The organism is Streptococcus sp. HMSC072D07 (genome assembly GCF_001814835.1).
GTDB lineage: Bacteria > Bacillota > Bacilli > Lactobacillales > Streptococcaceae > Streptococcus.
Map to the genome: position 1 here is coordinate 67,060 of NZ_KV818066.1, position 24,424 is coordinate 91,483.

Here is a 24,424-nt window from a genome sequence, read left to right on the forward strand (position 1 = left end):
GGCCAACTTGTTGCGACTGTAACTGACAACAATCCAACCTTCACAAACACTTATGTTGCATCTTCAACACAAGTACCTTTCACAGCTAAGAAAGTCTTGAAGGGTAGTAAAGAACTTGCAGCAGGTCAGTTTAAATTTGAACTTAAAGAAGGTGACACAGTCGTTCAAACAGCTACAAACGCTGCAGACGGTACTGTTACTTTCACAGCAATTGAGTACAAAGAAGCAGGTGAGCACACTTACACTATTACTGAAGTAAAAGGTGACGATAAGAATATCAAATATGATGAAAATTCTTACGAAGTGACAGTAAAAGTGACAGATAATGGTGCAGGCCAACTTGTAACAACAGTTACAGGTAACAACCCAACAATCACTAACACGTATACTGAACCGAAAAAAGAAGAACCTAAGGAAGGTCCTAAGGGTGAACAACCTAAGGGAGATTTGCCAAATACTGGTGGATCAGACTTTACAGTATTCTCTACTATTCTTGGTCTAGTTCTTGCAGCTTTGGCAGGACTTGTATACCGTGCTAAAAAAGTTGACTAATCTTAACTTTGAATAACTAAAAAAGATGGCGACTGTTTTACAGTCCCATCTTTTTGTTTTGGATAGTTTATAATAATCTTCGCAACTTGTTCCCTTTTCCTTTAAAAAAATCAAAAATTTCGGTATAATAGTCAAAGATAGTCAAGGTTCAAAGAAGGAGTTTGATTTACTATGAGATTTAAAAACACATCAGATCATATCGAAGCCTATATCAAGGCGATTTTAGACCAATCTGGTATCGTGGAATTGCAACGGAGCCAGTTGGCAGATACCTTTCAGGTTGTACCGAGTCAGATCAACTATGTCATCAAGACCCGCTTTACGGAAAGTAGAGGTTACTTGGTTGAGAGCAAACGAGGTGGTGGAGGCTACATTCGCATAGGGCGGATTGAATTTTCCAGTCATCATGAGATGCTCCGCGATTTGCTTTACTCGATTGGTGAGCGAGTTAGTCAGGAGATCTATGAGGATATCCTCCAGCTTTTGGTGGAGCAGGACTTGATGACCAAGCAGGAAATGACCTTGCTGACTTCTGTAGCAACAGATCGTGTCCTAGGGGAAGAATCCTCAGTTGTCCGTGCCAATATGCTCCGACAGCTATTACAAGAGGTAGATAGAAAAGAGAAGTAAGATGAACTATTCAAAAGCATTGAATGAATGTATCGAAAGTGCCTACATGGTTGCGAGCCATTTTGGAGCTCGATATCTAGAGTCTTGGCATTTATTGATTGCCATGTCCAATCACAGTTACAGTGTGGCAGGTGCGACTTTAAACGATTATCCTTATGAAATGGATCGTTTAGAAGAGGTTGCGTTGGAACTGACTGAAACCGACTATAGCCAAGACGAAACCTTTACAGAATTACCCTTTTCCCATCGTTTGGAGGTTCTCTTTGCAGAAGCAGAGTATGTGGCCTCAGTGGTCCATGCAAAGGTGCTAGGGACAGAGCATGTATTATATGCAATCTTGCATGATGGCAATGCTCTGGCGACTCGCATCTTGGAGAGAGCAGGCTTTTCTTATGAAGACCAGAAAGATCAGGTCAGAATTGCTGCTCTTCGTCGCAATTTAGAGGAACGTGCTGGTTGGACAAGAGAAGATCTCAAGGCTTTGCGTCAACGCCATCGCACAGTAACTGACAAGCAAAATTCCATGGCTAATATGATGGGCATGCCTCAAGCTCAAAGTGGTGGTCTAGAGGACTACACGCATGACCTAACGGAGCAAGCGCGTTCTGGCAAGTTAGAGCCAGTTATCGGTCGCGACAAGGAAATCTCACGTATGATTCAGATTTTGAGTCGAAAGACCAAGAATAATCCGGTCTTGGTTGGTGATGCTGGTGTCGGGAAAACAGCTTTAGCACTTGGGCTTGCCCAGCGTATTGCTAGTGGGGACGTACCAGCTGAAATGGCAAAGATGCGTGTTCTAGAGCTTGATTTGATGAATGTCGTTGCGGGAACACGTTTCCGTGGAGATTTTGAAGAGCGCATGAACAATATCATCAAGGACATCGAGGAAGATGGCAAAGTGATCCTCTTTATCGATGAACTCCACACCATCATGGGTTCTGGTAGCGGTATTGATTCGACTCTGGATGCAGCCAATATCTTGAAGCCAGCCTTAGCTCGTGGAACTCTGAGAACAGTTGGTGCAACCACTCAGGAAGAATACCAAAAACACATCGAAAAAGATGCGGCCCTTTCTCGTCGTTTTGCAAAAGTGACGATTGAAGAGCCAAGTCTAGCTGACAGTATGACCATTTTGCAAGGTTTGAAAGCGACCTATGAGAAACACCACCGTGTGCAAATCACAGATGAAGCTGTTGAAACAGCTGTCAAGATGGCGCATCGTTACTTGACCAGTCGTCACTTACCAGACTCTGCCATCGACCTCTTGGATGAAGCGGCAGCAACAGTGCAAAACAAATCCAAGCAAGTGAAAGCAGACGAATCCGACTTGAGTCCAGCTGACAAGGCCCTGATGGATGGCAAGTGGAAACAAGCTGCCCAGTTAATCGCAAAAGAAGAGGAAGTTCCTGTCTATAAAGACTTGGTAACAGAATCTGATATTTTGACCACCTTGAGTCGCTTGTCGGGTATCCCAGTCCAAAAACTGACGCAAACGGATGCCAAGAAATACCTGAATTTGGAGGCTGAACTACACAAACGTGTCATCGGCCAAGATCAAGCTGTTTCAAGCATTAGTCGTGCCATTCGTCGCAATCAGTCAGGTATTCGTAGTCACAAGCGTCCGATTGGTTCCTTTATGTTCCTAGGGCCGACAGGAGTCGGTAAGACCGAATTGGCCAAGGCTCTGGCAGAAGTCCTCTTTGATGACGAATCAGCCCTTATCCGCTTTGATATGAGTGAGTATATGGAGAAATTTGCGGCTAGCCGTCTCAATGGAGCACCTCCTGGCTATGTGGGCTACGAGGAAGGTGGGGAGTTGACCGAGAAGGTTCGCAACAAACCTTACTCAGTACTTCTCTTTGACGAGGTAGAAAAGGCCCATCCAGACATCTTTAATGTCCTCTTGCAGGTTTTGGACGACGGTGTCTTGACAGATAGCAAGGGGCGCAAGGTTGATTTTTCAAATACCATTATCATCATGACGTCAAACCTTGGTGCGACGGCTCTTCGTGATGACAAGACGGTCGGCTTTGGCGCTAAAGACATTCGTTTTGACCAGGAAAATATGGAGAAACGAATCTTTGAAGAGCTGAAAAAAACTTATCGACCAGAGTTTATTAACCGTATTGATGAAAAGGTAGTCTTCCATAGCTTGGATAGCGAACATATGCAGGAAATTGTCAAGATTATGGTTAAACCATTGATTGCTAGCCTAGCAGAGAAAGGCATCGACTTGAAACTGCAAGCTTCAGCCCTGAAGTTGCTAGCTAGTCACGGTTACAATCCAGAAATGGGAGCCCGTCCACTTCGCAGAACCCTGCAAACAGAAGTGGAAGATAAGTTGGCAGAACTCCTCCTTAAGGGAGAACTTGTAGCAGGCAAGACCCTCAAGATTGGTGTCAAAGCTGGTCAACTAAAATTTGATATTGCTTAAAAATGGAGAGTCAGGAGCAGTCCTGATTCTTTTTTTCCTACTTTTTTATAAAAAATGATAAAAAACTATTGACAAAACAAAAATATAGTGTATAATAAAAACATAGAAAATAAAAATATCAAAAACTATAAAAAGGTAAAACGTTTATGAAAAAGAAAACAGCAGTGGTATTTGGGACCTTTGCCCCTCTTCATCAGGGTCATATCGATCTGATCCAGCGAGCGAAGCGTCAGTGTGACCAGGTCTGGGTAGTCGTTTCAGGCTACGAGGGAGACCGAGGGGAGCAGGTAGGTTTAAGTCTTCAAAAACGATTTCGCTATATCCGAGAGGCTTTTCGGGATGACGAGTTGACCTCTGTCTGCAAGCTGGATGAGACCAATCTTCCCCGTTACCCTATGGGCTGGCAGGAGTGGTTGGACCAGATGTTAGCGGAGATTTCCTATGATGAAACCCAGCAAGAACTGACTTTTTTTGTAGGAGAAGCAGACTACCAGCAAGAGCTAGCTAAACGTGGATTTGGCACTGTCTTGCAAGAAAGAAAGTTTGGTATCTCAGCGACTATGATTCGAGAAAATCCAAGCAAATATTGGAAATACATCGCTCAACCCTTCCGTCGTCAGTTTACAAAGAAAGTGTTGATTATGGGAAGTGCTAGCAATGGGAAGACCACTCTGGCCAAGGATTTGGCAAGGTATTACGATGCGCCCGTTAGTCTGGAATACGCGCGTGAGTACCAGATCAAAAACAATGTCCGCGATGATGAATTGACTCCAAAGGATTACTACTATCTCCTGTTGGGACAGTATGACCAGACCTCCAAGTTAATCGACAGCAATGCCAATCGAGGCCTAGTGATAGCCGATACCAACTCCTTGGTAACCAAGGGCTACTATGACTATTACATGGAGACTGAGGACCAAGGGGACTTATCAGGAGAAACCTTTGACAATCTCTTTGTTTCGATCTTGGCCAAGGAAAAATGGGACTTGATTCTCTTCGTGCAACCTATCGGTTCCTATGTCAATGACGGATTTAGAGATATGACCATGGCAGAGGACCACATTCGCTACAGTTTTTCCCAGCATTTGGATGAGATGAGGGAGAGATACTTAACGACTATTCCTTTAGTTTATCTAGCAGAGGATTATCTAGGCAATTATGAAGCAGCAAAAGTGGCTATTGATGCCATTTACCAAGCAGATTAGGAGAAAAATATGAAAAAGCTAACTGAAAAAATCACACAATTTATCGAAAACTTTAAAAATGTCCATGCAGAAGCCCGCAAGATCGGTTTTGCAGGAATCATGCGCTTGCTATGGAAAGATCTCTTTGTCGGCCGTAGTCCTTTCCAGTGGTTGTATCTCATCGCCTTGTCAAGTGTTCCCTTGATCTTGGAGTTTACACAAAATACGGAAAGTCATGACTGGCTGAGCTTGTTTGCATCTTGGACTGGGATTGTCTGTGTTATCTTGGTAGCAGAAGGGCGTGCAAGCAATTATCTCTTTGGGGCCATTAACTCTGCTATCTACTTGATCTTGGCCATGAACGCGACTTTTTATGGAGAAGTTTTGACGACCGTTTACTTCTTTGTCATGCAGCCGATTGGTCTCTATGCTTGGTTGTCCAATCGTATCAACGACCAAGGAAAACCAGAAGAATCCCACTTTGAAGCTAAGAAATTATCTGTTCTTGATTGGCTCAAGTACTTGGCCTTGACTGCTATTATCTGGATTGGTATGGGCTTGGCTTATCAAAGTATCAATAGTGCTCGCCCTTTCCGTGATAGTGTTACCGATGCGACCAATGGCGTTGGTCAGCTTTTGATGACACGTCTCTACCGTGAGCAATGGATTTTCTGGATTGCCACCAATCTCTTTAGTATTTATCTCTGGTGGGGTGAAAATATCCACATCCAAGGGATGTACTGGGTTTACACACTCAATAGTCTAGTGGGATGGTACCAATGGACCAAGGCAGTTCGAAAGGAGGCATAAGATGGCAGACATAAAGATTCCAGCCGGGATGACGGAAAAAGAATATTATGAAATCCATGCCAGTCAGGAGGAGTTTTTAGACTGGTACTACAAGCAGGAACTCCCTCAATATGAAAAACCAAGTGTGACAGTGGATATGGTAGCCTACTGCTTTGTCGAAGGAAAAATTAAACTCTTGCTAATCCGTCGCAAGGCCCACCCTTATCAGAACTGTTTAGCCTTAGTCGGAGGCTTTATGGACAAGGGAGAAGATGCTGCACATGCCTGTCAGCGCGAGGTGAGAGAAGAAGTCAATCTCGATCTCCCTTTGGAGAAAATCGAGCAATTGATGACGGTATCGACCCCCGGTCGTGATCCACGGGGCTGGACAGTGACCATTGCCCACTTGGTGTACCTGCCTAGTCGTGCCTTAGACCTCGTTCAGGCAGGAGACGATGCCAAGGATGTCGTTTTCGTAGATGTCGACTTTCAGACGGGCAAATGCTACCTAGATGGAGTGGAGCTGGACGAGAGAGCCTTCGCCTTTGACCATTATGCCATTATCCAAGAATCTATCAAACGAATCCAAGGCCGTCTTGACTGGAATCCGACCTTCCTCTATCTGCTGGAGGAGGAATTCACTGTCTACGAAGGGACTGAACTGGTCAATCTCATCAATCCCGGTCGGCCCATCGTCAGCAATAACTTTCTCGTAAAATACGGCGAATATGTAGAAGAAGTCGGGCTCAAACGAGTGCCCAAAAAGAAACCAAGAAAAACCTATCGATTGAAATAAAGAGGTCGGGACAAAGTTCCCGACCTCTTTATGTATCATCATGAGATGGCTTTTTGTTGCGACTGTATTAGTGGTGGCTGTCTTTCTTAGGATTACTCAATATGTGAGTAAAGAAGTCTTTATATCGATACTTGAGATAGTTCTCATGTAAAAATAACAAAGCGATATAAACAATCAAAAAGATTGCAGTCAGATAGAAGACATCAAATGCAGTTCGCGCATAGTAAGTGGCTGATTGATAAGAGCCAATAGCTCCCAAAATCAACCAAGGAAGATACTTGTAATACTTATTTAGCATAAGAGTGCACCTCCTATATTCTATTTCAATGTTATTATATTCCTTTATCTAATACGATGCAAGCGATTACACAAGAGCGATGCAAAAAATAGGACTCTAATCTAAGAAATTTTCTATTTTTCTGTTTTATTACGAATAGAAATAGTAGAGAGAAATTTTTTTAAATAGTTTCTCTAAATAGTTGACAGATTCAAGACTCAATGTTACAATTATATTACAAAAAGATTTCTTATCATTTCAAAAATGTTACAAAGGAGTAGAAAAATGAAAAAGAAAACCTATATTAAATTAATGGCAGCGACTGTATTGGCTTCTACCTTGCTACTGGGAGCTTGTGGAAATAAAAACGAAACCACTCAAAGCAGCAGCTCTGCAAAAACAAGTCAATCATCAAGTTCTAAAGCAGCTTCTTCTAGCAAAGAAAGCAAGACTCAAAAATCTTCAAGCTCAGCTTCATCAGAAAAGGCTCAGGCATCTTCTGGTCAGTCTTCTACAACGCCAGATCAGTCACAAGCGAAACCAGCACCTGAATCAAGACAAGAACAAGCAGCTCCTAGTCAACAAGCCCCTTCTCAGGCTCCATCAACTCAGCAAGGCTCTCAAGCCCAGTCTAACCAGTCAGGCTATGATCCAACAACTGACCGCAAACTTCAAGACAAGCAAGCAGAACACAACAAACGCTACAAGGGAGTTTTAACCATGGTGGATGGTGACTTCTCAGCTGCAGCAGGCAACTGGAAGGGAGCGAATGGCGAAACCATTACAGTTTCATCAGGGGGCCAATTTACAGTAGAAACTGCAGATGGAAAGAAAGAAAACTATTCTATCAGAGGCTACTCTTACACTCTTGATGATGGCAAGTATAATGCCAAAATCGGTGGAGGAAAAATCATCCAAATTACAACAGGTGCGGATGGTAAAGTTTCGAGTGTTGCCTTGATTCAATAATAGTATCTAGGATTTCCTAGGATAAAAAAACCGTAAACTTCAAGTGAGTTACGGTTTTTTGTGTATTAAGCTTTGTCTAATTGCAAGAGGGCTTCAATCTCTGCTAGGGTGTTAGCTTGTGAAATGGCTCCACGAAGCTTGGCTGCACCAGATGTACCACGAAGGTAGTGAGGAGCGAGGCCACGGAATTCACGGACTGCAATTTTTTCTCCTTTGAGGCTAATTAAGCGTTTTAAGTGTTCGTAGGCGATTTTCATCTTGTCTTCAAAAGTCAAGTCAGGGAGAATTTCTCCTGTTTCAAAGTAGTGGTTGATTTGATTGAAGAGGTAGGGATTTCCCATGGCTGCTCGGCCAATCATAACTGCGTCAGCACCAACTTCTTCGATGCGTTGTTTAGCATCTTGAACTGTACGGATGTCACCGTTGGCGATAAATGGAATCTTGGTCAGAGCTTGAGCCACCTTGTGAAGGGTCTCAAGGTCAGCGTGACCAGTATACATTTGTTCGCGGGTACGGCCATGCATGGCGAGGGCAGAGACACCAGCAGCCTCAGCTGCGAGGGCATTCTCCACGGCTAGGGATGGATCAGACCAGCCAGTACGCATTTTGACAGTGAGGGGGATATCAAGGACAGATTGGACCTTATTGATAATAGAGTAGATCTTGTCTGGATCCTTGAGCCACATAGCGCCAGCTTCGTTCTTCACGATTTTGTTAACAGGGCAGCCCATGTTGATATCGACGATATCGGTCTTAGTATTTTCTTGGATAAATTCTGCTGCGCGTGCGAGGCTGTCTTCATCACTACCAAAGAGTTGGATAGAAACGGGATTTTCGCCTTCATCGATATGAAGCATATGCAGGGTTTTTTCGTTGTTGTATTGGATTCCCTTGTCAGAGACCATTTCCATTACAACGAGTCCAGCTCCGAGCTCTTTTGCGATGGTGCGAAAGGCTGAGTTGGTGACACCAGCCATGGGTGCTAAAACGGTACGATTGGGAATCTCAACATTGCCAATCATAAAGGGTGTATTAAGATTTGTCACGAATGAGTTCCTCCAGGTCGTTTTCATCAAAGTTATAAGTAGTTTGGCAGAATTGACAAGTGATTTCTGCCCCGTGGTCTTCCTCTTTCATTTCCTCAAGGTCTGAGCTTGGAAGGCTGGCAAGAGCGTTCATAAAACGGTCTTTACTGCAGTCACATTGGAAACGAATTTCTTCTTCAGATAGACGTTTGTATGATTCGTCACCATAGATGGCCTTGAGGAGGGCTTCGATATGGTCATCGCTTTCCAGAAGGGTTGAGATGGCTGGCATTTCTTGGATGCGTTTTTCAAAGCGAGTAATCTCTTCGTCCTTGGCTCCTGGTAATACTTGGAGAAGAAAACCTCCAGCAACTTTGACCTTGTCGTCTTCGTCTAAAAGGACATTAAGCCCCACAGCTGAAGGGGTTTGTTGACTTTCTGTCAGGTAATAGGCCAAGTCTTCACCGATTTCCCCAGAGATGAGGGGAGTCATGGAGTTGTAGGGATTTCCAGTACCGTAGTCTGTGATAACGAGAAATTGGCCATTGCCGACAAAAGGTCCGACAAGGACTTCACCCGTTGCAGTTTTTTTGATGTCCACACCTGGATTTTGAACGTAGCCTTTGACGTTTCCCTTGGTATCTGCAACCGTGATGATGGCACCAAGAGAGCTGGTTCCAAGAACTTTAACTGTTAGTTTGGTATTTCCTTTTTCATTGGCTGCGAGAATTTGGCTAGCGATAAGGGTACGACCAAGTGCAACAGTTGAACTGGCTTGGGTTTGATGTTTTTCTTGAGCAGTGCGGACGGTTTCAGTGCTATCAAGGACAAAAGCACGAAAGGCTCCGCTTTCTGATATTGTTTTAATAATTTTATCCATAGCTACTATTTTAGCATAAAAATGCTCAAAGGGGGAGTCGTGTGTTTGCTGTTTCTGTGGAATAATGACGAGGAAATCAACCTTAAAATAAAATGAGAAACAGATTATTTCAGCATTTGAAAGATTTATGCTATGCTTGTAGGAGAAAATGAAAGGGGTAACAAATGTATTTAGGCGATTTGATGGAAAAAGCAGAATCTGGTCAATTTTTAGTCCTTTCCTTTCTATTACAAGATTCGCAGACAACAGTCAAGAAAGCCATGGAAGAAACAGGTTTTTCAAAGGCGACCTTAACCAAGTACATTTCTCTGATTAACGAAAATGCCTTGGAAAGAGGGCTAGAGCTGACCATTCACTTGGAAGATGAAAATCTGCGTTTGTCGATTGGTGCAGATACCAAGGGAAGAGAGATTCGGAGCTTGTTTCTAGACAATGCCATTAAGTACCAAATTTTGGTTTACCTTCTCTATCACCAACAGTTCCTAGCCCATCAACTGGCTCAAGAATTGATGATTAGCGAGGCCACGCTTGGTCGCCACTTAGCTAGTCTAAATCAGATTTTGTCAGAGTTTGACTTATCCATCCAAAATGGCCGTTGGCGAGGTCCGGAGCATCAGATTCGCTATTTCTATTTCTGTCTTTTCCGCAAGATTTGGTCCAGTCAGGAATGGGAAGGACACATGCAGAAGCCAGAGAGAAAGCAGGAGATTGCCAGCTTAGAAGAAATCTGCGGTGCTAGTTTGTCTTCGGGTCAGAAATTGGACTTGGTTCTCTGGGCTCATATCAGTCAACAGCGCCTTCGGGTCAATGCTTGTCAGTTTCAAGTCATAGAAGAAAAAATGCGAGGGTATTTTGACAATATTTTCTATCTTCGTTTGCTTCGAAAGACTCCGTCCTTTTTTGCTGGGCAACATATCCCTCTAGGAACTGAGGACGGTGAGATGATGGTATTCTTTTCATTTCTCCTTTCCCATCGTATTTTGCCCCTTCATACTATGGAGTATATCCTTGGTTTTGGAGGGCAATTAGCCGATTTGCTGACGCAATTGATTCAAGAGATGAAGAAGGAGGAGCTGCTGGGGGACTACACAGAGGACCATGTCACCTATGAACTCAGTCAGCTTTGTGGTCAAGTTTATCTCTACAAGGGCTATATCTTGCAAGATCAGTACAGATACCAGACAGAGAATCGCCATCCCTATTTGCTGATGGAACATGATTTTAGAGGAACTGCAGAGAGAATTTTTCATATTTTGCCTACCTTTCAACAGGGGACGGATTTGGATAAGAAAATTCTCTGGGAATGGCTCCAGTTGATAGAGTATATGGCAGAAAATGGTGGCCAACATATGAGGATTGGTTTAGATTTGACATCTGGTTTCCTTGTCTTTTCTAGGATGGCTGCCCTTTTGAAACGGTATTTGGAATACAATCGTTTCATTACTATTGAAGCCTATGACCCCAGTCGACATTATGATTTGTTAATTACCAACAACCCGATTCATAAGAAAGAACAGACTCCGGTTTATTATTTAAAAAATGACTTGGATATGGAGGATTTGGCGAAGATTCGTCAGATGCTCTTTGCTTAAAAGGCCTGAATTTTCAGGTCTTTTTTGTGAAATTCGCACAATCTCCTCACATTTTTTTAAAATTTTAAAAAAATTGATAAACAAGAAAGCGCTTTATTTTGTATACTAGTTACTGTAAAGAGGGACCCCCTCAAGATTTTATCAGGAGGACAGCACATGTCACAAGAAAAATACATCATGGCTATTGACCAAGGAACAACTAGTTCTCGTGCCATCATTTTTAACAAAAAAGGAGAAAAGGTCAGCTCTAGTCAAAAAGAGTTCACTCAGATTTTCCCTCAAGCAGGTTGGGTAGAGCACAATGCCAATGAAATTTGGAACTCTGTTCAGTCAGTTATCGCGGGTGCTTTCATCGAAAGTGGTGTGAAACCAAGTCAAATCGAAGCAATCGGGATTACCAACCAGCGTGAAACAACTGTCGTCTGGGATAAGAAAACAGGACTTCCTATCTACAACGCTATCGTTTGGCAATCACGCCAGACAGCTCCTCTGGCTGAACAACTAAAAAGCCAAGGTTATGTGGAAAAATTCCATGAAAAGACTGGTTTGATCATCGATGCTTACTTCTCTGCTACCAAGGTTCGTTGGATTTTGGACCATGTAGAAGGCGCTCAAGAGCGAGCGGAAAAAGGAGAATTGCTCTTTGGTACTATCGATACTTGGTTGGTTTGGAAATTGACTGACGGTGCGGCTCATGTGACGGACTACTCAAATGCAGCCCGTACCATGCTCTATAACATTAAAGAACTCAAATGGGATGATGAGATTTTGGAAATCCTCAACATTCCTAAGGCTATGCTTCCAGAAGTTCGTTCTAACTCTGAAATCTACGGCAAGACTGCTCCATTCCATTTCTACGGTGGAGAAGTACCAATTTCAGGTATGGCTGGGGACCAACAGGCAGCCCTCTTCGGTCAGTTGGCCTTTGAACCAGGTATGGTCAAAAATACTTATGGAACAGGTTCTTTCATCATTATGAACACTGGTGAAGAGATGCAGTTGTCTGAAAACAACCTTTTGACAACGATTGGTTATGGAATCAACGGCAAGGTTTACTATGCCTTGGAAGGTTCTATCTTTATCGCAGGAAGTGCCATTCAGTGGCTTCGTGATGGACTTCGCATGGTTGAAAATTCACCAGAGTCTGAAAAATATGCTCTCAATTCTCACAACAATGACGAAGTTTATGTCGTACCTGCCTTTACAGGTCTAGGGGCTCCATACTGGAACCAAAATGCTCGTGGTTCGGTCTTTGGCTTGACTCGTGGGACAAGCAAAGAAGACTTTATCAAGGCTACTCTGCAATCCATCGCTTACCAAGTACGCGACATCATTGATACCATGCAGGTGGATGCCAAGACTGCTATTCAAGTCCTCAAAGTCGATGGTGGTGCTGCTATGAACAACTTCCTCATGCAGTTCCAGGCTGACATTTTGGGAATCGATATTTCCCGCGCTAAAAACTTGGAAACAACTGCCCTCGGTGCAGCCTTCCTAGCTGGTTTGGCAGTGGGTTACTGGAAGGATTTGGACGAGTTGAAACTCTTGAACGAGACAGGAGAACTCTTTGAGCCATCCATGAACGAATCGCGCAAGGAACAACTCTACAAGGGCTGGAAGAAGGCTGTGAACGCAACGCAAGTCTTTGCGGAAATCGACGACTAATACTGTTTCTTGATGCAATGATCAGCTTAAGAATGAAACGACTCAGTTAGAAAGTGTGTAAATATGGAATTTTCAAAGAAAACACGAGAATTATCAATTAAAAAAATGCAGGAACGCACCCTGGACCTTTTGATTATCGGTGGGGGGATTACAGGAGCTGGTGTAGCCTTGCAGGCGGCAGCTAGTGGACTTGACACTGGATTGATTGAAATGCAGGACTTCGCAGAAGGAACATCTAGCCGTTCAACAAAATTGGTCCACGGAGGTCTGCGTTACCTCAAACAATTTGACGTGGAAGTGGTATCAGATACAGTTTCTGAGCGCGCGGTGGTTCAACAAATCGCTCCACACATTCCAAAACCAGATCCAATGCTCTTGCCTGTTTTTGATGAGGATGGAGCGACCTTTAGTCTCTTCCGTCTCAAAGTAGCCATGGACTTGTACGACCTTTTGGCAGGTGTTAACAATACGCCAGCTGCTAACAAGGTCTTGAGCAAGGATCAAGTCTTGGAACGCCAGCCAAACTTGAAGAAAGAAGGCTTGGTAGGAGGTGGGATTTATCTTGACTTCCGTAATAACGATGCGCGTCTCGTGATTGAAAACATCAAACGTGCCAACCAAGACGGTGCTCTTATTGCCAACCACGTTAAGGCAGAAGGCTTCCTCTTTGACGAAAGTGGCAAGATTACAGGTGTTGTAGCTCGTGATTTGTTGACAGACCAAGTCTTTGAAATCAAGGCCCGTCTGGTGATTAACACAACAGGTCCTTGGAGCGATAAGGTACGTAATTTGTCAAATAAGGGAACCCAATTCTCACAAATGCGCCCAACTAAGGGAGTTCACTTGGTAGTGGATTCAAGTAAGATCAAGGTTTCACAGCCAGTTTACTTTGATACAGGTTTGGGAGACGGGCGTATGGTCTTTGTTCTCCCACGTGAAAACAAGACTTACTTTGGTACAACGGATACAGACTACACAGGTGATTTGGAACATCCAAAAGTGACGCAGGAAGATGTAGATTATCTACTTGGTATTGTCAACAACCGCTTCCCAGAAGCAAACATTACCATTGATGATATCGAAAGCAGCTGGGCTGGTCTTCGTCCATTGATTGCAGGCAATAGCGCTTCTGACTACAATGGCGGAAATAACGGAACCATTAGTGATGAGAGCTTCAATAGCTTGATTGCAACTGTCGAAGCTTATTTATCGAAAGAAAAAACGCGTGAAGATGTTGAATCTGCTGTCAGCAAGCTTGAAAGCAGCACATCTGAGAAACATTTGGCTCCATCTGCAGTTTCTCGTGGTTCGAGCTTGGATCGTGATGATAATGGTCTTTTAACCCTTGCTGGTGGTAAAATCACAGACTACCGTAAGATGGCTGAAGGAGCTATGGAGCGCGTGGTTGACATCCTCAAAGCCGAATTTGACCGTAGCTTTAAACTGATCAACTCTAAGACTTATCCTGTTTCAGGTGGAGAATTGAACCCAGCAAATGTGGACTCAGAAATCGAAGCCTTTGCTCAACTTGGAGTGTCACGTGGTTTGGATAGCAAGGAAGCCCAGTATCTCGCAAATCTTTACGGTTCAAATGCACCGAAAGTCTTTGCCCTTGCTCACAGCTTGGAACAAGCGCCAGGACTCAGCTTGGCAGATACCTTGTCCCTTCACTATGCAATGCGCAATGAGTTGGCTCTTAGCCCAGTTGACTTCCTCCTTCGTCGTACCAACCACATGCTCTTTATGCGTGATAGTTTAGATAGCATCGTTGAGCCGGTTCTGGATGAAATGGGACGATTCTATGACTGGACTGAAGAAGAAAAAGCAGCCTACCGTGCGGATGTCAAAGCAGCTCTTGCTCAAAACGATTTGGCAGAACTAAAAAATTAAAAAAGGAAAAGAGGTGGAGGGCAGCATTCCTTGTCGCCCACCCCTTCTTTTAAATGGAGACAAAGATATGATGAAAGAATTATTTGGAGAATTTTTGGGGACCTTAATCCTGATCCTTCTAGGAAATGGAGTTGTAGCAGGTGTGGTTCTTCCCAAAACCAAGAGCAACAATTCAGGATGGATTGTGATTACTATGGGATGGGGAATTGCTGTAGCCGTTGCGGCCTTTGTATCTGGCACGCTCAGTCCAGCCCACCTAAATCCAGCTGTGACGTTTGCTATGGCCTTAAAAGGAACGCTCTCTTGGGCTTCTGTTTTCCCTTATATCCTAGCCCAATTCGCAGGAGCGATGGTGGCTCAGATTTTGGTTTGGTTGCAATTCAAACCGCATTATGAGGCAGAAGAAAATGCAGGCAATATCCTAGCGACCTTTAGTACTGGACCAGCCATCAAGAACACAGTATCCAACTTGATCAGCGAAATCCTTGGAACTTTTGTTTTGCTCTTGACAATATTTGCATTGGGACTCTATGACCTTCAGGCAGGATTAGGGACCTTTGCAGTGGGGACCTTGATTGTCGGTATCGGTCTTTCACTAGGTGGGACAACGGGTTATGCCTTGAACCCAGCTCGTGACCTTGGACCTCGTATCATGCACAGCATCTTGCCAATTCCAAACAAGGGAGACGGGGACTGGTCCTATGCTTGGATTCCAGTTGTAGGACCTATTGTTGGTGCGGCCTTAGCAGTTCTCGTATTTTCACTTTTCTAAGATAAAAGAGTGATTGGCAACAGAGTTTGAGATGGAAATCTCAGGCTCTTTTTTGATGGCCAAAACATTAATATTTTAACTTATCTTAAAATAAGCTAAAACCAATTTTTAAGTTATGGTAAACAGTTGAAAAAAAGGTTGATAAAGTGGTAAAATGTTAGGAAGATAAGATGCTAACAATACATACTGATAGTTAATAGAAACAATATATTAATGGATAGCTTATGAAAAAACAACGAAATTTACATGTATTCTTAGGCCGGACGGCTCTATATTTTGTAATCTTGCTTGGTTTGCTTTATTTTTTTAGTTACCTTGGTCAGAGCCAAGGCACCTTTATTTATAATGAGTTCTAGTTTAAAGGAGAAGAGGAACAGTGTCTAATAAACCGATAAAAGATATGATTGAAACGATTGAGCACTTTGCTCAGACACAAGCCAGTTATCCAGTTTACAATGTTTTGGGGCAAGAGCATACTTATGGTGACCTGAAGGCTGATTCGGATAGTTTGGCTGTAGCTATCGACCAACTAGGCTTGCCTGAGAAATCTCCAGTCGTTGTTTTTGGTGGTCAGGAGTATGAGATGTTGGCTACCTTTGTAGCGTTGACTAAGTCAGGACATGCCTACATTCCAATTGATAGCCATTCGGCCTTGGAACGAGTTTCTGCTATCGTAGAAGTTGCAGAGCCAAGCTTGATTATTGCTATCTCAGATTTTCCATTAGAGCAAACTAGCGTACCGATACTGAATTTAGAGCAAGTCCATGAAGCTTTTGCTCAAGCTTCTAGCTACGAGATGAACCATCCAGTCAAGGGAGATGACAATTACTACATTATCTTTACTTCTGGTACGACTGGTAAGCCTAAAGGAGTGCAGATTTCCCATGACAATCTCCTCAGCTTTACCAACTGGATGATTACAGACAAGGAATTTGCGACGCCAAGTCGTCCACAAATGCTGGCTCAGCCCCCTTATTCTTTTGACCTATCTGTCATGTACTGGGCGCCAACCTTAGCACTGGGTGGTACGCTTTTTGCTCTTCCTTCAGCCATTACTCAGGACTTCAAAAAACTCTTTGCGACGATTTTTTCCTTGCCCATTGCTATCTGGACCTCAACACCATCCTTTGCAGATATGGCCATGTTGTCAGAAGACTTTAACAGTGAGAAAATGCCAGGAATCACGCATTTCTACTTTGATGGTGAAGAATTGACAGTCAAAACAGCTCAAAAACTGCGCGAGCGATTCCCAAATGCCCGTATTATCAATGCCTACGGACCAACAGAAGCGACGGTAGCTTTGTCAGCAGTTGCCGTCACTGATGAGATGTTGGCGACTCTCAAACGCTTGCCAATCGGCTATACTAAGGCTGATTCTCCAACCTTTATCATTGATGAGGAAGGTAAGAAAGTTCCAAATGGTGAGCAAGGAGAAATCATTGTTTCTGGGCCAGCTGTTTCAAAAGGCTATATGAATAATCCTGAAAAAACAGCAGAAGCTTTCTTTGAGTTCGAAGGTCTTCCAGCCTACCACACAGGGGATGTAGGAACCATGACAGATGAGGGATTGCTTCTCTATGGTGGACGCATGGATTTCCAGATTAAGTTTAATGGTTATCGTATTGAGCTTGAAGATGTTTCTCAAAACCTCAACAAGTCTCGCTTTATCGAGTCGGCTGTTGCTGTCCCACGTTATAACAAGGACCACAAGGTACAAAATCTACTGGCCTATGTCATCCTAAAAGACGGTGTCCGTCAGCAGTTTGAGCGTGATATCGATATTACCAAGGCTATCAAGGAAGACTTGGCTGATATCATGATGTCTTATATGATGCCGTCTAAGTTTCTCTATCGAGACAGTTTACCACTAACGCCTAATGGTAAAATTGATATCAAGGGCTTGATTAACGAGGTAAACAGTAGATGATGGAGCTTTATAAACAGCTACCTCATTTGGAACCTTATGGTGATCTTCAGTACTTTTTATACGTAATTGTTGCAACTTTACCTATCTTTATCGGTCTTTTTTTCAAGAAACGTTTTGCCTTGTACGAGGTGCTCGTTAGTCTCTTCTTTATCGTCACCATGTTGGTCGGTGGAAAGACGAATCAAATAAGCGCTTTGATCCTTTATGTTATCTGGCAAGTGCTGCTTGTATCTTTCTACAAAAGGTACAGGAAACAACGGGATAGTAAATGGATATTTTACCTAGTTAGCTTTCTATCCCTATTGCCAATCGTCTTTGTGAAAGTATCTCCTGCTATTCATGGACCTCAATCTTTGTTTGGATTTTTAGGGATTTCTTACTTAACTTTTCGTGCAGTTGGGGTTATCGTTGAGTTGAGAGACGGTGTCATCAAGGATTTAACGATTTGGCAATTCTTACGTTTTCTTCTCTTTATGCCGACTTTCTCAAGTGGTCCCATTGATCGTTTCAAACGCTTCAATGAAAATTACGAGACCATTCCTGAGCGGGATGAGCTGATGGATATGCTAGAAGAGGCTGTCAAATATATCATGCTTGGCTTCCTCTACAAGTTTATCTTGGCTCACATTTTAGGAGAGACATTATTGCCTCCGCTGAAAAATTTGGCCTTGCAGACAGGTGGTTTCTTTAACCTCTACGCTTTAGCGGTCATGTACACCTTTGGTCTGGAGCTCTTCTTTGACTTTGCGGGCTACTCTATGTTTGCCTTAGCTATTTCAAACTTGATGGGTATTCATAGTCCTATCAACTTTAACAAGCCCTTTTTGTCAAGGGATTTAAAAGAGTTTTGGAATCGCTGGCACATGAGTCTGTCTTTCTGGTTCCGTGACTTTGTCTTTATGCGGATGGTTATGGTGTTGACCAGAAAGAAGGTCTTTAAAAATCGCAATGTGACCTCAAGTGTAGCCTATATTCTCAATATGCTGATTATGGGATTTTGGCATGGTGTGACCTGGTACTACATCGCCTATGGACTTTTTCATGGGATTGGGCTGGTCATCAATGACGCTTGGGTTCGTAAGAAAAAAGCGCTCAATAAAGAACGGAAAAAAGCTGGAAAGGGTTCCTTACCTGAGAATCGCTGGATTCAGTTGCTTGGCATGGTTGTCACCTTCCATGTCGTGATGGTTTCATTCTTAATCTTTTCTGGATTTTTGAATGATTTATGGTTTAAAAAATAAAAGGATATAAAAAATGGATATCAAATCAGAAGTTATTGAAATTATTGATGAGTTGTTTATGGAAGATGTTTCTGACATGATGGATGAAGATCTTTTTGATGCCGGTGTCTTGGATAGCATGGGAACGGTTGAATTGATTGTTGAGATTGAAAACCGTTTTGACATTCGTGTTCCAGTGACGGAGTTCGGTCGTGATGACTGGAATACGGCTAATAAAATCGTAGAAGGTATTACGGAGTTGAAGAATGCTTAAACGCTTGTGGCTGATCTTCGGGCCTATCTTCATTGCTGGGTTTTTGGTTCTGCTACTCATCTTTTTTTATCCAAGTACAACAAGCCACAATCTAACGGAGGAAAAATACTCGGCGGCTTCTGTTAGTGCAGAGAGTTTTAAAGAGAGAAGCCAAAAGGTAAGGGCTCTTACGGATCCAAATATGCGTTTTATTCCTTTTCTAGGGTCCAGTGAATGGATTCGATTTGATAGTGTCCATCCAGCTGTTTTAGCGGAAAAATACCATCGTCCCTATCGTCCTTACTTTCTAGGTCAAGCAGGAGCAGCCTCTCTCAATCAATATTTTGGCCTACAGCAAATTTTGCCAGAAATAGAGAATAAGCAGGCTGTATTTGTGATTTCGCCTCAGTGGTTTACGGAGACAGATTATGAACCCGCAGCGTTTCAGAGATTTTTTAACAGCGACCAATTGACAGCTTTTTTGGGAAATCAATCTGGTGACATTGCTGCAAAGCATGCGGCTATTCGATTGTTAAAGCAGAATCCTAATGTTGCATTAAAAAGCATTGTTCAAAAACTGTCAAAGGGTGAAGAATTATCAGATGTTGATCAGGTTGCTATTGATATTTTTGCGCGATTCAACGAAAAACAATCCGCTCTCTTTGGACAATTCTCCATTCGAGGACAACTCAAGTACAAGGAACACGTGGAGAACTATTTAAAAGATCTTCCGGATCAATTTTCTTATGATGAGTTAGAAAAAATTGTTCGTAAGGACGCAGAAGCAAATACGACCAATAACGATATGGGGATGGAAAATCATTTCTATACGAGAGAGATTCAAAAGGATTTAAAAAAATGGGAAGGGTATCAAAAAAATTACAACTTCCTCAAGTCCTCTGAGTACAATGATTTGCAGCTGGTCCTCAATCAATTTGCTAAGTCGAATGTCAATGTGCTCTTTGTCATTCAGCCGGTTAACAAGAAGTGGATGGAGTACACAGGGCTCAGTGAAGAGATGTACCAGCATGCAGTGGAGAAAATTCGTTACCAATTAGAAAGTCAGGGTTTTACCAATATTGCTGATTTTTCAAAAAATGGAGGGGACCCTTATTTTGTTAAGGATACCATTCATCTAGGATGGTTAGGTTGGCTAGCTTTTGATAAGGTTGTCAATCCCTTCTTGACGGATCCGACTCCAGCTCCAGACTATAAGATGAATGACCGCTTCTTTAGCAAGGACTGGGCGACCTATGATGGGAACATCAAAGATTTCCAATAAAATGAGTTAAAAGTTTGGGATTTAAACCCAAGCTTTTTTGTTTAAATGGCGAATATTTAAGATAAAAATAGGTCAAAAGTTTCAAAATTTTTAGAAATAGCGTATAATATAAAAGAGAAAAAGAAAAGAAAGGGATTTTAAAATGAACAAACGTTCTTTGTTACCTGTCTTATCGACAGCCCTGTTAGCTCCAGCCTTCTTAGCTGGACAAGTATACGCTGAAGAAGCAACAACTCCTGCAGAAAGTTCAGCTGTTGTAGCGACTCCTGCTACGTCGGCGACTCCAGCTCCTGTTGAGAGCCCTGCGGTACCGGAAACTTCGGAAACTTCAGAAGCGGTTGCACCTGCAGAAACTCCGTCAGCTCCTGCTGAATCTCCTAAAAGCGAAGAAAAGGACACCGTTATCTTACACACTAATGATGTCCATGGTCGTATTGTAGAGGAAAAAGGAGTAATTGGAGATGCCAAGTTAGCGACTGTCATTGAGCAGGAGCGTGCAAAATCAAATCAAAATACTCTGGTTGTTGACGCGGGAGACGCTTTCCAAGGTTTACCGATTTCCAACTCTACTAAGGGTGAAGCACGCGCTGAAATTCTCAATCAGATGCAGTATGATGCCATGGCAGTAGGAAACCATGAGTTTGACTTTGGTCTTGATGAAGTTAAAAAATACAAGGAAATCTTGAAATTCCCATTACTTAGTTCAAATACCTACGTCAATGGTGCTCGTCTCTTTGAAGCTTCCACAATCGTTGATAAAGATAAGACTGTGGAAGGTGATGAGTTTGTTGTAATCGGCGTGACAACACCTGAAACTGCTACAAAAACCCACCCTAAAAACATTAAAGGGGTAACTTTTACAGATCCAATCTCTGAAGTCAATAAGGTCATCGAAGAAGTTCAAGCCAAGGCTCGTGCAGAAGGTAAGGACTACAAACACTATGTTGTGCTTGCTCACTTGGGTGTAGATACCACAACTCCAGTCGAGTGGCGTGGTTCAACCTTGGCAGAAGCTCTCTCTAAAAATCCTCGTTTGAAAGGGAAACGCGTAACAGTAATCGACGGTCACTCTCATACAGTAGAATCAACGACCTATGGAGATAATGTTACCTATAACCAGACGGGAAGCTACCTTCATAATGTAGGAAAAATCACCTACAAATCACGTCAGCTTTTGGGCAATCCAACTCAGATTCCGGCTGCTGATGCTAAAAAATTACCAGCTAATCCTACAGTTGAAAAACTAGTCAAAGACATTAAACAAAAATACGATGCTGAAAATGCTGTTGAGATTGTCTCAAACAGCCCTGTGGAACTCAACGGAGATCGTGAAAATGTTCGGGTTCGTGAAACTAACCTCGGAAACGTCGTAGCGGACTCTCTCTATCAGTATGGTCAAACAGGATTTAGCCATCCGACTGACATCGCTGTGACAAATGGCGGTGGCTTGCGTGAAACTATTGCAAAAGGCAAACCGATCACTAAAGGAAATGTCATTGCCGTTCTTCCATTTGGAAATACCATCTCACAAATCCAAGTGACGGGGCAACAAGTTTTGGATATGTTTGAAAAATCACTCGGATCTATCTTGCAGGTCGATAAGGATGGCAAGAAGGTCTTGGATGAGAACGGGCAACCATTGTTGGAGCCAAGTGGTGGTTTCTTGCAAGTTTCAGGTGTGAAGGTCTACTATGATACCAACCTACCATCAGGCAAACGTGTCTTGGCCATCCAGGTCAAAAACCGCACGACTGGTCGTTATGATCTTCTAGACCTCGCAAAAACCTACTATCTTGCAACCAATGATTTCCTAGCTGCAGGTGGCGATGGCTACACGATGTTAGGTGGTGCGCGAGAAGAAGGTCCTTCTATGGATGCAGCCTTTGAAGAGTATCTGAAAACAGCTGATTTGACCCAGTATGAAAAGATCAATCCGAACTCACGGACGATTTCTGTGGATTCTAAAAACTTTAGTCTACCAGTAGAAACGCCTCAAACGAATGCAGCTGCTAGCGATGCGACTACAAATGTACCACTTACTTATGAGGTGGCAGGTCAATTTAGCAAGAAAGCAGTTGTCTCAGAAAAAGCCCTTCCAAATACAGGAAGTGAACAGTCCATCATCTTGCTCCTGATGGGAATGGTAGCTGGTTTGGCAGGTATCTTATCGAGTCGAAAACCAAAGCAAAAATAGGTTAAATTTTACATCTAGAAGAGTCTAGGGAAACGTTTTTACGCCTTTTTCCCTTGACTCTTTTTTGGTTTATGATATAATTAACCAGTAAAGAATCGGTGGCTATCTATGTTTTTTTACGAAAAAGATAGCTAGGGAAGGAGTAACACATGAGACAGCTTGCGCAGGAAATCGATAACTTTTTAAACGAGGTGATCTTGAGATCTGAGAACCAGCATGAAATTCTAATCGGGCATTGCACGAGTGACGTTGCCTTGACCAATACTCAGGAACACATCCTCATGCTCTTGTCAGAAGAATCCCTAACCAACTCGGAGTTGGCCCGTCGCCTTAATGTCAGTCAGGCGGCAGTGACCAAGGCTATCAAATCTTTGGTCAAAGAGGGTATGTTAGAGACATCCAGAGATCCCAAAGATGCGCGTGTGATCTTTTACCAACTGACAGAACTAGCTCGACCAGTGGCAGAGGAACACCACCATCATCATGAACACACGCTCTTAGCCTATGAACAAGTAGCAAGTCAGTTTACTCCAAATGAACAAGAAGTTATCCAGCGGTTTTTAACTGCTTTAGTAGGAGAAATCAAATAATGAGGTATATTACAGTAGAGGACTTGTCTTTCTATTATGACAAGGAACCTGTCCTCGAACATATCAACTACAGTGTTGATAGTGGGGAGTTTGTCACCCTGACTGGTGAAAATGGAGCTGCCAAGACAACGCTTATCAAGGCGAGCCTAGGCATTTTGCAACCAAGATTTGGTAAGGTAACCATCTCAAAGACAAATACTCATGGGAAAAAGCTTAGGATAGCCTATCTTCCTCAGCAGATAGCCAGTTTTAATGCTGGCTTTCCAAGTACGGTTTATGAATTTGTCAAGTCGGGTCGTTATCCACGAAAAGGCTGGTTCCGTCGCTTGAATGCTCATGATGAGGAGCATATCAAGGCTAGTCTAGACTCAGTTGGTATGTGGGAACATCGTGACAAACGAATTGGGTCCCTCTCGGGGGGGCAAAAGCAACGAGCAGTGATTGCCCGGATGTTTGCTTCTGACCCAGATATTTTTGTCCTGGATGAGCCGACAACAGGGATGGATGCTGGAAGCAAAAATGAATTTTACGAACTCATGCACCATAGTGCCCACCATCATGGCAAGGCTGTTTTGATGATTACCCATGACCCTGAGGAGGTCAAGGACTATGCGGATCGCAATATTCATCTAGTTCGTAACCAAGATTCGCCATGGCGTTGTTTCAACGTTCACGAAAGCGACCAGGAGGTGGACCATGCTTAGTTTGTTATCTTATGACTTCATGCAGCGTGCCTTCTTGGCGGTCATTGCCATGAGTCTCTTTTCTCCAGTTCTTGGGACCTTCCTTATCTTACGTCGTCAGAGTCTCATGAGTGACACCCTCAGTCATGTTTCTCTGTCAGGGGTAGCTTTTGGTCTGGTTTTGGGAATTTCTCCAACTATTTCAACCATTGCCATTGTCTTGATCGCTGCGGTCTTTCTAGAGTATCTCCGGACAGTCTATAAGAACTTTATGGAAATCGGGACTGCCATCCTCATGTCTACAGGGCTTGCAGTCTCCCTTATCGTGATGAGTAAGGGCAAAAGTTCGAGCTCCATGAGTTTGGACCAATATCTCTTTGGTTCGATTGTGACCATTAGCCAGGAGCAGGTGGTATTCCTCTTTGCCATTGCTACGGTCGTTTTGCTCTTGACTTTCTTGTTCTTGCGACCAATGTATATCCTGACTTTTGATGAGGACACGGCCTTTGTGGATGGCTTACCAGTTCGTACCATGTCTATCCTCTTTAACATGGTGACAGGGGTGGCCATTGCCCTTATGATTCCAGCTGCAGGAGCCCTTTTGGTGTCGACCATTATGGTCTTGCCAGCTAGTATTGCCCTTCGTCTGGGGAAAAACTTCAAATCCGTTATGTTACTAGCCAGCGCTATTGGCTTTTTGGGAATGGTGGCAGGTCTCTATATTTCCTACTATGCAGAAACACCTGCCAGCGCTAGTATCACCATTATCTTTGTAGCTGTCTTTTTGTTAGTCAGTCTACTGAAACGTTTTATCAAATAG

General features: G+C 43.2%; 23 protein-coding genes. 20 read left to right on the forward strand and 3 right to left on the reverse strand.

What is annotated here, in order from left to right; translation table 11 throughout:
* The 6 genes from HMPREF2991_RS11215 to HMPREF2991_RS05200 form a co-directional block, all read left to right on the forward strand.
* Window positions 1–552 (forward strand): Spy0128 family protein (locus tag HMPREF2991_RS11215; protein WP_257371876.1); only part of this gene is annotated, 552 nt, incomplete at its 5' end.
* Between the two features lie 171 nt (window positions 553–723).
* Window positions 724–1,182 (forward strand): CtsR family transcriptional regulator, encoded by a 459-nt coding sequence (locus HMPREF2991_RS05180; RefSeq protein WP_001211263.1) that lies wholly within the window; start codon window positions 724–726, stop codon window positions 1,180–1,182.
* Window position 1,183: 1 nt separating this feature from the next.
* On the forward strand, window positions 1,184–3,616 hold the full coding sequence (locus HMPREF2991_RS05185; protein WP_070569552.1) for an ATP-dependent Clp protease ATP-binding subunit: 2,433 nt from the start codon (window positions 1,184–1,186) through the stop codon (window positions 3,614–3,616).
* A 146-nt stretch (window positions 3,617–3,762) separates the two neighbouring features.
* Entirely contained in the window at window positions 3,763–4,821 is a 1,059-nt protein-coding gene (locus HMPREF2991_RS05190) for an AAA family ATPase (protein WP_000730570.1), read from the forward strand.
* A 9-nt stretch (window positions 4,822–4,830) separates the two neighbouring features.
* Window positions 4,831–5,610 (forward strand): nicotinamide riboside transporter PnuC, encoded by a 780-nt coding sequence (pnuC, locus tag HMPREF2991_RS05195; protein WP_000736880.1) that lies wholly within the window; start codon window positions 4,831–4,833, stop codon window positions 5,608–5,610.
* Between the two features lies 1 nt (window position 5,611).
* Window positions 5,612–6,385, forward strand: a complete 774-nt coding sequence (locus tag HMPREF2991_RS05200; RefSeq protein WP_070569549.1) for an NUDIX domain-containing protein — start codon at window positions 5,612–5,614, stop codon at window positions 6,383–6,385.
* Window positions 6,386–6,452: 67 nt separating this feature from the next.
* Here HMPREF2991_RS05200 and HMPREF2991_RS05205 read toward each other — a convergent pair whose 3' ends face one another.
* On the reverse strand, window positions 6,453–6,683 hold the full coding sequence (locus tag HMPREF2991_RS05205; protein ID WP_070569545.1) for a hypothetical protein: 231 nt from the start codon (window positions 6,681–6,683) through the stop codon (window positions 6,453–6,455).
* 264 nt (window positions 6,684–6,947) lie between these two features.
* Here HMPREF2991_RS05205 and HMPREF2991_RS05210 point away from each other — a divergent pair, with 264 nt between their 5' ends.
* Window positions 6,948–7,631 (forward strand): hypothetical protein, encoded by a 684-nt coding sequence (locus HMPREF2991_RS05210; protein WP_049518850.1) that lies wholly within the window; start codon window positions 6,948–6,950, stop codon window positions 7,629–7,631.
* Window positions 7,632–7,696: 65 nt separating this feature from the next.
* Here the strand turns inward: HMPREF2991_RS05210 and dusB are convergent, their stop codons facing one another.
* A complete protein-coding gene (gene dusB / locus HMPREF2991_RS05215) occupies window positions 7,697–8,677 on the reverse strand; it encodes a tRNA dihydrouridine synthase DusB (protein WP_049518849.1) in 981 nt (326 codons plus the stop codon).
* Window positions 8,664–9,536, reverse strand: a complete 873-nt coding sequence (gene hslO / locus HMPREF2991_RS05220; protein WP_070569542.1) for an Hsp33 family molecular chaperone HslO — start codon at window positions 9,534–9,536, stop codon at window positions 8,664–8,666. Before hslO ends, dusB begins: the two co-directional genes overlap by 14 nt.
* 164 nt (window positions 9,537–9,700) lie before the next feature.
* Here hslO and HMPREF2991_RS05225 point away from each other — a divergent pair, with 164 nt between their 5' ends.
* The 13 genes from HMPREF2991_RS05225 to HMPREF2991_RS05285 all read left to right on the forward strand — a co-directional run bounded on the left by HMPREF2991_RS05225 (window position 9,701) and on the right by HMPREF2991_RS05285 (window position 24,424).
* On the forward strand, window positions 9,701–11,128 hold the full coding sequence (locus HMPREF2991_RS05225) for an AcpB/EbpR/MafR family transcriptional regulator (RefSeq protein WP_070569540.1): 1,428 nt from the start codon (window positions 9,701–9,703) through the stop codon (window positions 11,126–11,128).
* 156 nt (window positions 11,129–11,284) lie between these two features.
* Window positions 11,285–12,793 carry a glycerol kinase GlpK gene (gene glpK, locus HMPREF2991_RS05230; protein ID WP_070683621.1) on the forward strand — a complete coding sequence of 503 codons (1,509 nt, stop codon included), beginning with the start codon at window positions 11,285–11,287 and terminating at the stop codon, window positions 12,791–12,793.
* Window positions 12,794–12,856: 63 nt separating this feature from the next.
* The gene (gene glpO, locus HMPREF2991_RS05235) at window positions 12,857–14,683 is read left to right on the forward strand and encodes a type 1 glycerol-3-phosphate oxidase (RefSeq protein ID WP_070569534.1); all 1,827 of its coding nucleotides are present in this window, start codon (window positions 12,857–12,859) and stop codon (window positions 14,681–14,683) included.
* 67 nt (window positions 14,684–14,750) lie between these two features.
* Entirely contained in the window at window positions 14,751–15,455 is a 705-nt protein-coding gene (locus tag HMPREF2991_RS05240; RefSeq protein WP_070569533.1) for an MIP/aquaporin family protein, read from the forward strand.
* A gap of 224 nt (window positions 15,456–15,679) precedes the next feature.
* Complete coding sequence (locus HMPREF2991_RS05245) at window positions 15,680–15,811, forward strand: teichoic acid D-Ala incorporation-associated protein DltX (protein WP_008276434.1); 132 nt, start codon at window positions 15,680–15,682, stop codon at window positions 15,809–15,811.
* 20 nt (window positions 15,812–15,831) lie between these two features.
* A complete protein-coding gene (gene dltA / locus HMPREF2991_RS05250; protein ID WP_070569530.1) occupies window positions 15,832–17,382 on the forward strand; it encodes a D-alanine--poly(phosphoribitol) ligase subunit DltA in 1,551 nt (516 codons plus the stop codon).
* Entirely contained in the window at window positions 17,379–18,623 is a 1,245-nt protein-coding gene (gene dltB, locus HMPREF2991_RS05255; RefSeq protein WP_070683623.1) for a D-alanyl-lipoteichoic acid biosynthesis protein DltB, read from the forward strand. Before dltA ends, dltB begins: the two co-directional genes overlap by 4 nt.
* Before the next feature lie 13 nt (window positions 18,624–18,636).
* A complete protein-coding gene (dltC, locus tag HMPREF2991_RS05260) occupies window positions 18,637–18,876 on the forward strand; it encodes a D-alanine--poly(phosphoribitol) ligase subunit DltC (RefSeq protein WP_000351972.1) in 240 nt (79 codons plus the stop codon).
* A complete protein-coding gene (gene dltD / locus HMPREF2991_RS05265; protein WP_070569524.1) occupies window positions 18,869–20,137 on the forward strand; it encodes a D-alanyl-lipoteichoic acid biosynthesis protein DltD in 1,269 nt (422 codons plus the stop codon). The genes dltC and dltD overlap by 8 nt, the downstream gene beginning before the upstream one ends.
* A 142-nt stretch (window positions 20,138–20,279) precedes the next feature.
* Window positions 20,280–22,331 (forward strand): cell surface ecto-5'-nucleotidase Nt5e, encoded by a 2,052-nt coding sequence (gene nt5e, locus HMPREF2991_RS05270; RefSeq protein WP_070683626.1) that lies wholly within the window; start codon window positions 20,280–20,282, stop codon window positions 22,329–22,331.
* 149 nt (window positions 22,332–22,480) lie between these two features.
* The gene (adcR, locus tag HMPREF2991_RS05275; RefSeq protein WP_001249328.1) at window positions 22,481–22,921 is read left to right on the forward strand and encodes a zinc-dependent transcriptional regulator AdcR; all 441 of its coding nucleotides are present in this window, start codon (window positions 22,481–22,483) and stop codon (window positions 22,919–22,921) included.
* On the forward strand, window positions 22,921–23,625 hold the full coding sequence (locus HMPREF2991_RS05280; protein ID WP_001269482.1) for a metal ABC transporter ATP-binding protein: 705 nt from the start codon (window positions 22,921–22,923) through the stop codon (window positions 23,623–23,625). The genes adcR and HMPREF2991_RS05280 overlap by 1 nt, the downstream gene beginning before the upstream one ends.
* Window positions 23,618–24,424, forward strand: coding sequence for a metal ABC transporter permease (locus tag HMPREF2991_RS05285; protein ID WP_070683628.1), 807 nt, complete (start codon window positions 23,618–23,620; stop codon window positions 24,422–24,424). The genes HMPREF2991_RS05280 and HMPREF2991_RS05285 overlap by 8 nt, the downstream gene beginning before the upstream one ends.

What these genes read in the sequence shown, in the direction of transcription:
- HMPREF2991_RS05180 (WP_001211263.1), top strand. Translation starts at nt 724, where the DNA reads ATGAGATTTAAAAACACATCAGATCATATCGAAGCCTATATCAAGGCG.
- HMPREF2991_RS05185 (WP_070569552.1), top strand. Translation starts at nt 1,184, where the DNA reads ATGAACTATTCAAAAGCATTGAATGAATGTATCGAAAGTGCCTACATG.
- HMPREF2991_RS05190 (WP_000730570.1), top strand. Translation starts at nt 3,763, where the DNA reads ATGAAAAAGAAAACAGCAGTGGTATTTGGGACCTTTGCCCCTCTTCAT.
- pnuC (WP_000736880.1), top strand. Translation starts at nt 4,831, where the DNA reads ATGAAAAAGCTAACTGAAAAAATCACACAATTTATCGAAAACTTTAAA.
- HMPREF2991_RS05200 (WP_070569549.1), top strand. Translation starts at nt 5,612, where the DNA reads ATGGCAGACATAAAGATTCCAGCCGGGATGACGGAAAAAGAATATTAT.
- HMPREF2991_RS05205 (WP_070569545.1), bottom strand. Translation starts at nt 6,683, where the DNA reads ATGCTAAATAAGTATTACAAGTATCTTCCTTGGTTGATTTTGGGAGCT.
- HMPREF2991_RS05210 (WP_049518850.1), top strand. Translation starts at nt 6,948, where the DNA reads ATGAAAAAGAAAACCTATATTAAATTAATGGCAGCGACTGTATTGGCT.
- hslO (WP_070569542.1), bottom strand. Translation starts at nt 9,536, where the DNA reads ATGGATAAAATTATTAAAACAATATCAGAAAGCGGAGCCTTTCGTGCT.
- HMPREF2991_RS05225 (WP_070569540.1), top strand. Translation starts at nt 9,701, where the DNA reads ATGTATTTAGGCGATTTGATGGAAAAAGCAGAATCTGGTCAATTTTTA.
- glpK (WP_070683621.1), top strand. Translation starts at nt 11,285, where the DNA reads ATGTCACAAGAAAAATACATCATGGCTATTGACCAAGGAACAACTAGT.
- glpO (WP_070569534.1), top strand. Translation starts at nt 12,857, where the DNA reads ATGGAATTTTCAAAGAAAACACGAGAATTATCAATTAAAAAAATGCAG.
- HMPREF2991_RS05240 (WP_070569533.1), top strand. Translation starts at nt 14,751, where the DNA reads ATGATGAAAGAATTATTTGGAGAATTTTTGGGGACCTTAATCCTGATC.
- HMPREF2991_RS05245 (WP_008276434.1), top strand. Translation starts at nt 15,680, where the DNA reads ATGAAAAAACAACGAAATTTACATGTATTCTTAGGCCGGACGGCTCTA.
- dltB (WP_070683623.1), top strand. Translation starts at nt 17,379, where the DNA reads ATGATGGAGCTTTATAAACAGCTACCTCATTTGGAACCTTATGGTGAT.
- dltC (WP_000351972.1), top strand. Translation starts at nt 18,637, where the DNA reads ATGGATATCAAATCAGAAGTTATTGAAATTATTGATGAGTTGTTTATG.
- dltD (WP_070569524.1), top strand. Translation starts at nt 18,869, where the DNA reads ATGCTTAAACGCTTGTGGCTGATCTTCGGGCCTATCTTCATTGCTGGG.
- nt5e (WP_070683626.1), top strand. Translation starts at nt 20,280, where the DNA reads ATGAACAAACGTTCTTTGTTACCTGTCTTATCGACAGCCCTGTTAGCT.
- adcR (WP_001249328.1), top strand. Translation starts at nt 22,481, where the DNA reads ATGAGACAGCTTGCGCAGGAAATCGATAACTTTTTAAACGAGGTGATC.
- HMPREF2991_RS05280 (WP_001269482.1), top strand. Translation starts at nt 22,921, where the DNA reads ATGAGGTATATTACAGTAGAGGACTTGTCTTTCTATTATGACAAGGAA.
- HMPREF2991_RS05285 (WP_070683628.1), top strand. Translation starts at nt 23,618, where the DNA reads ATGCTTAGTTTGTTATCTTATGACTTCATGCAGCGTGCCTTCTTGGCG.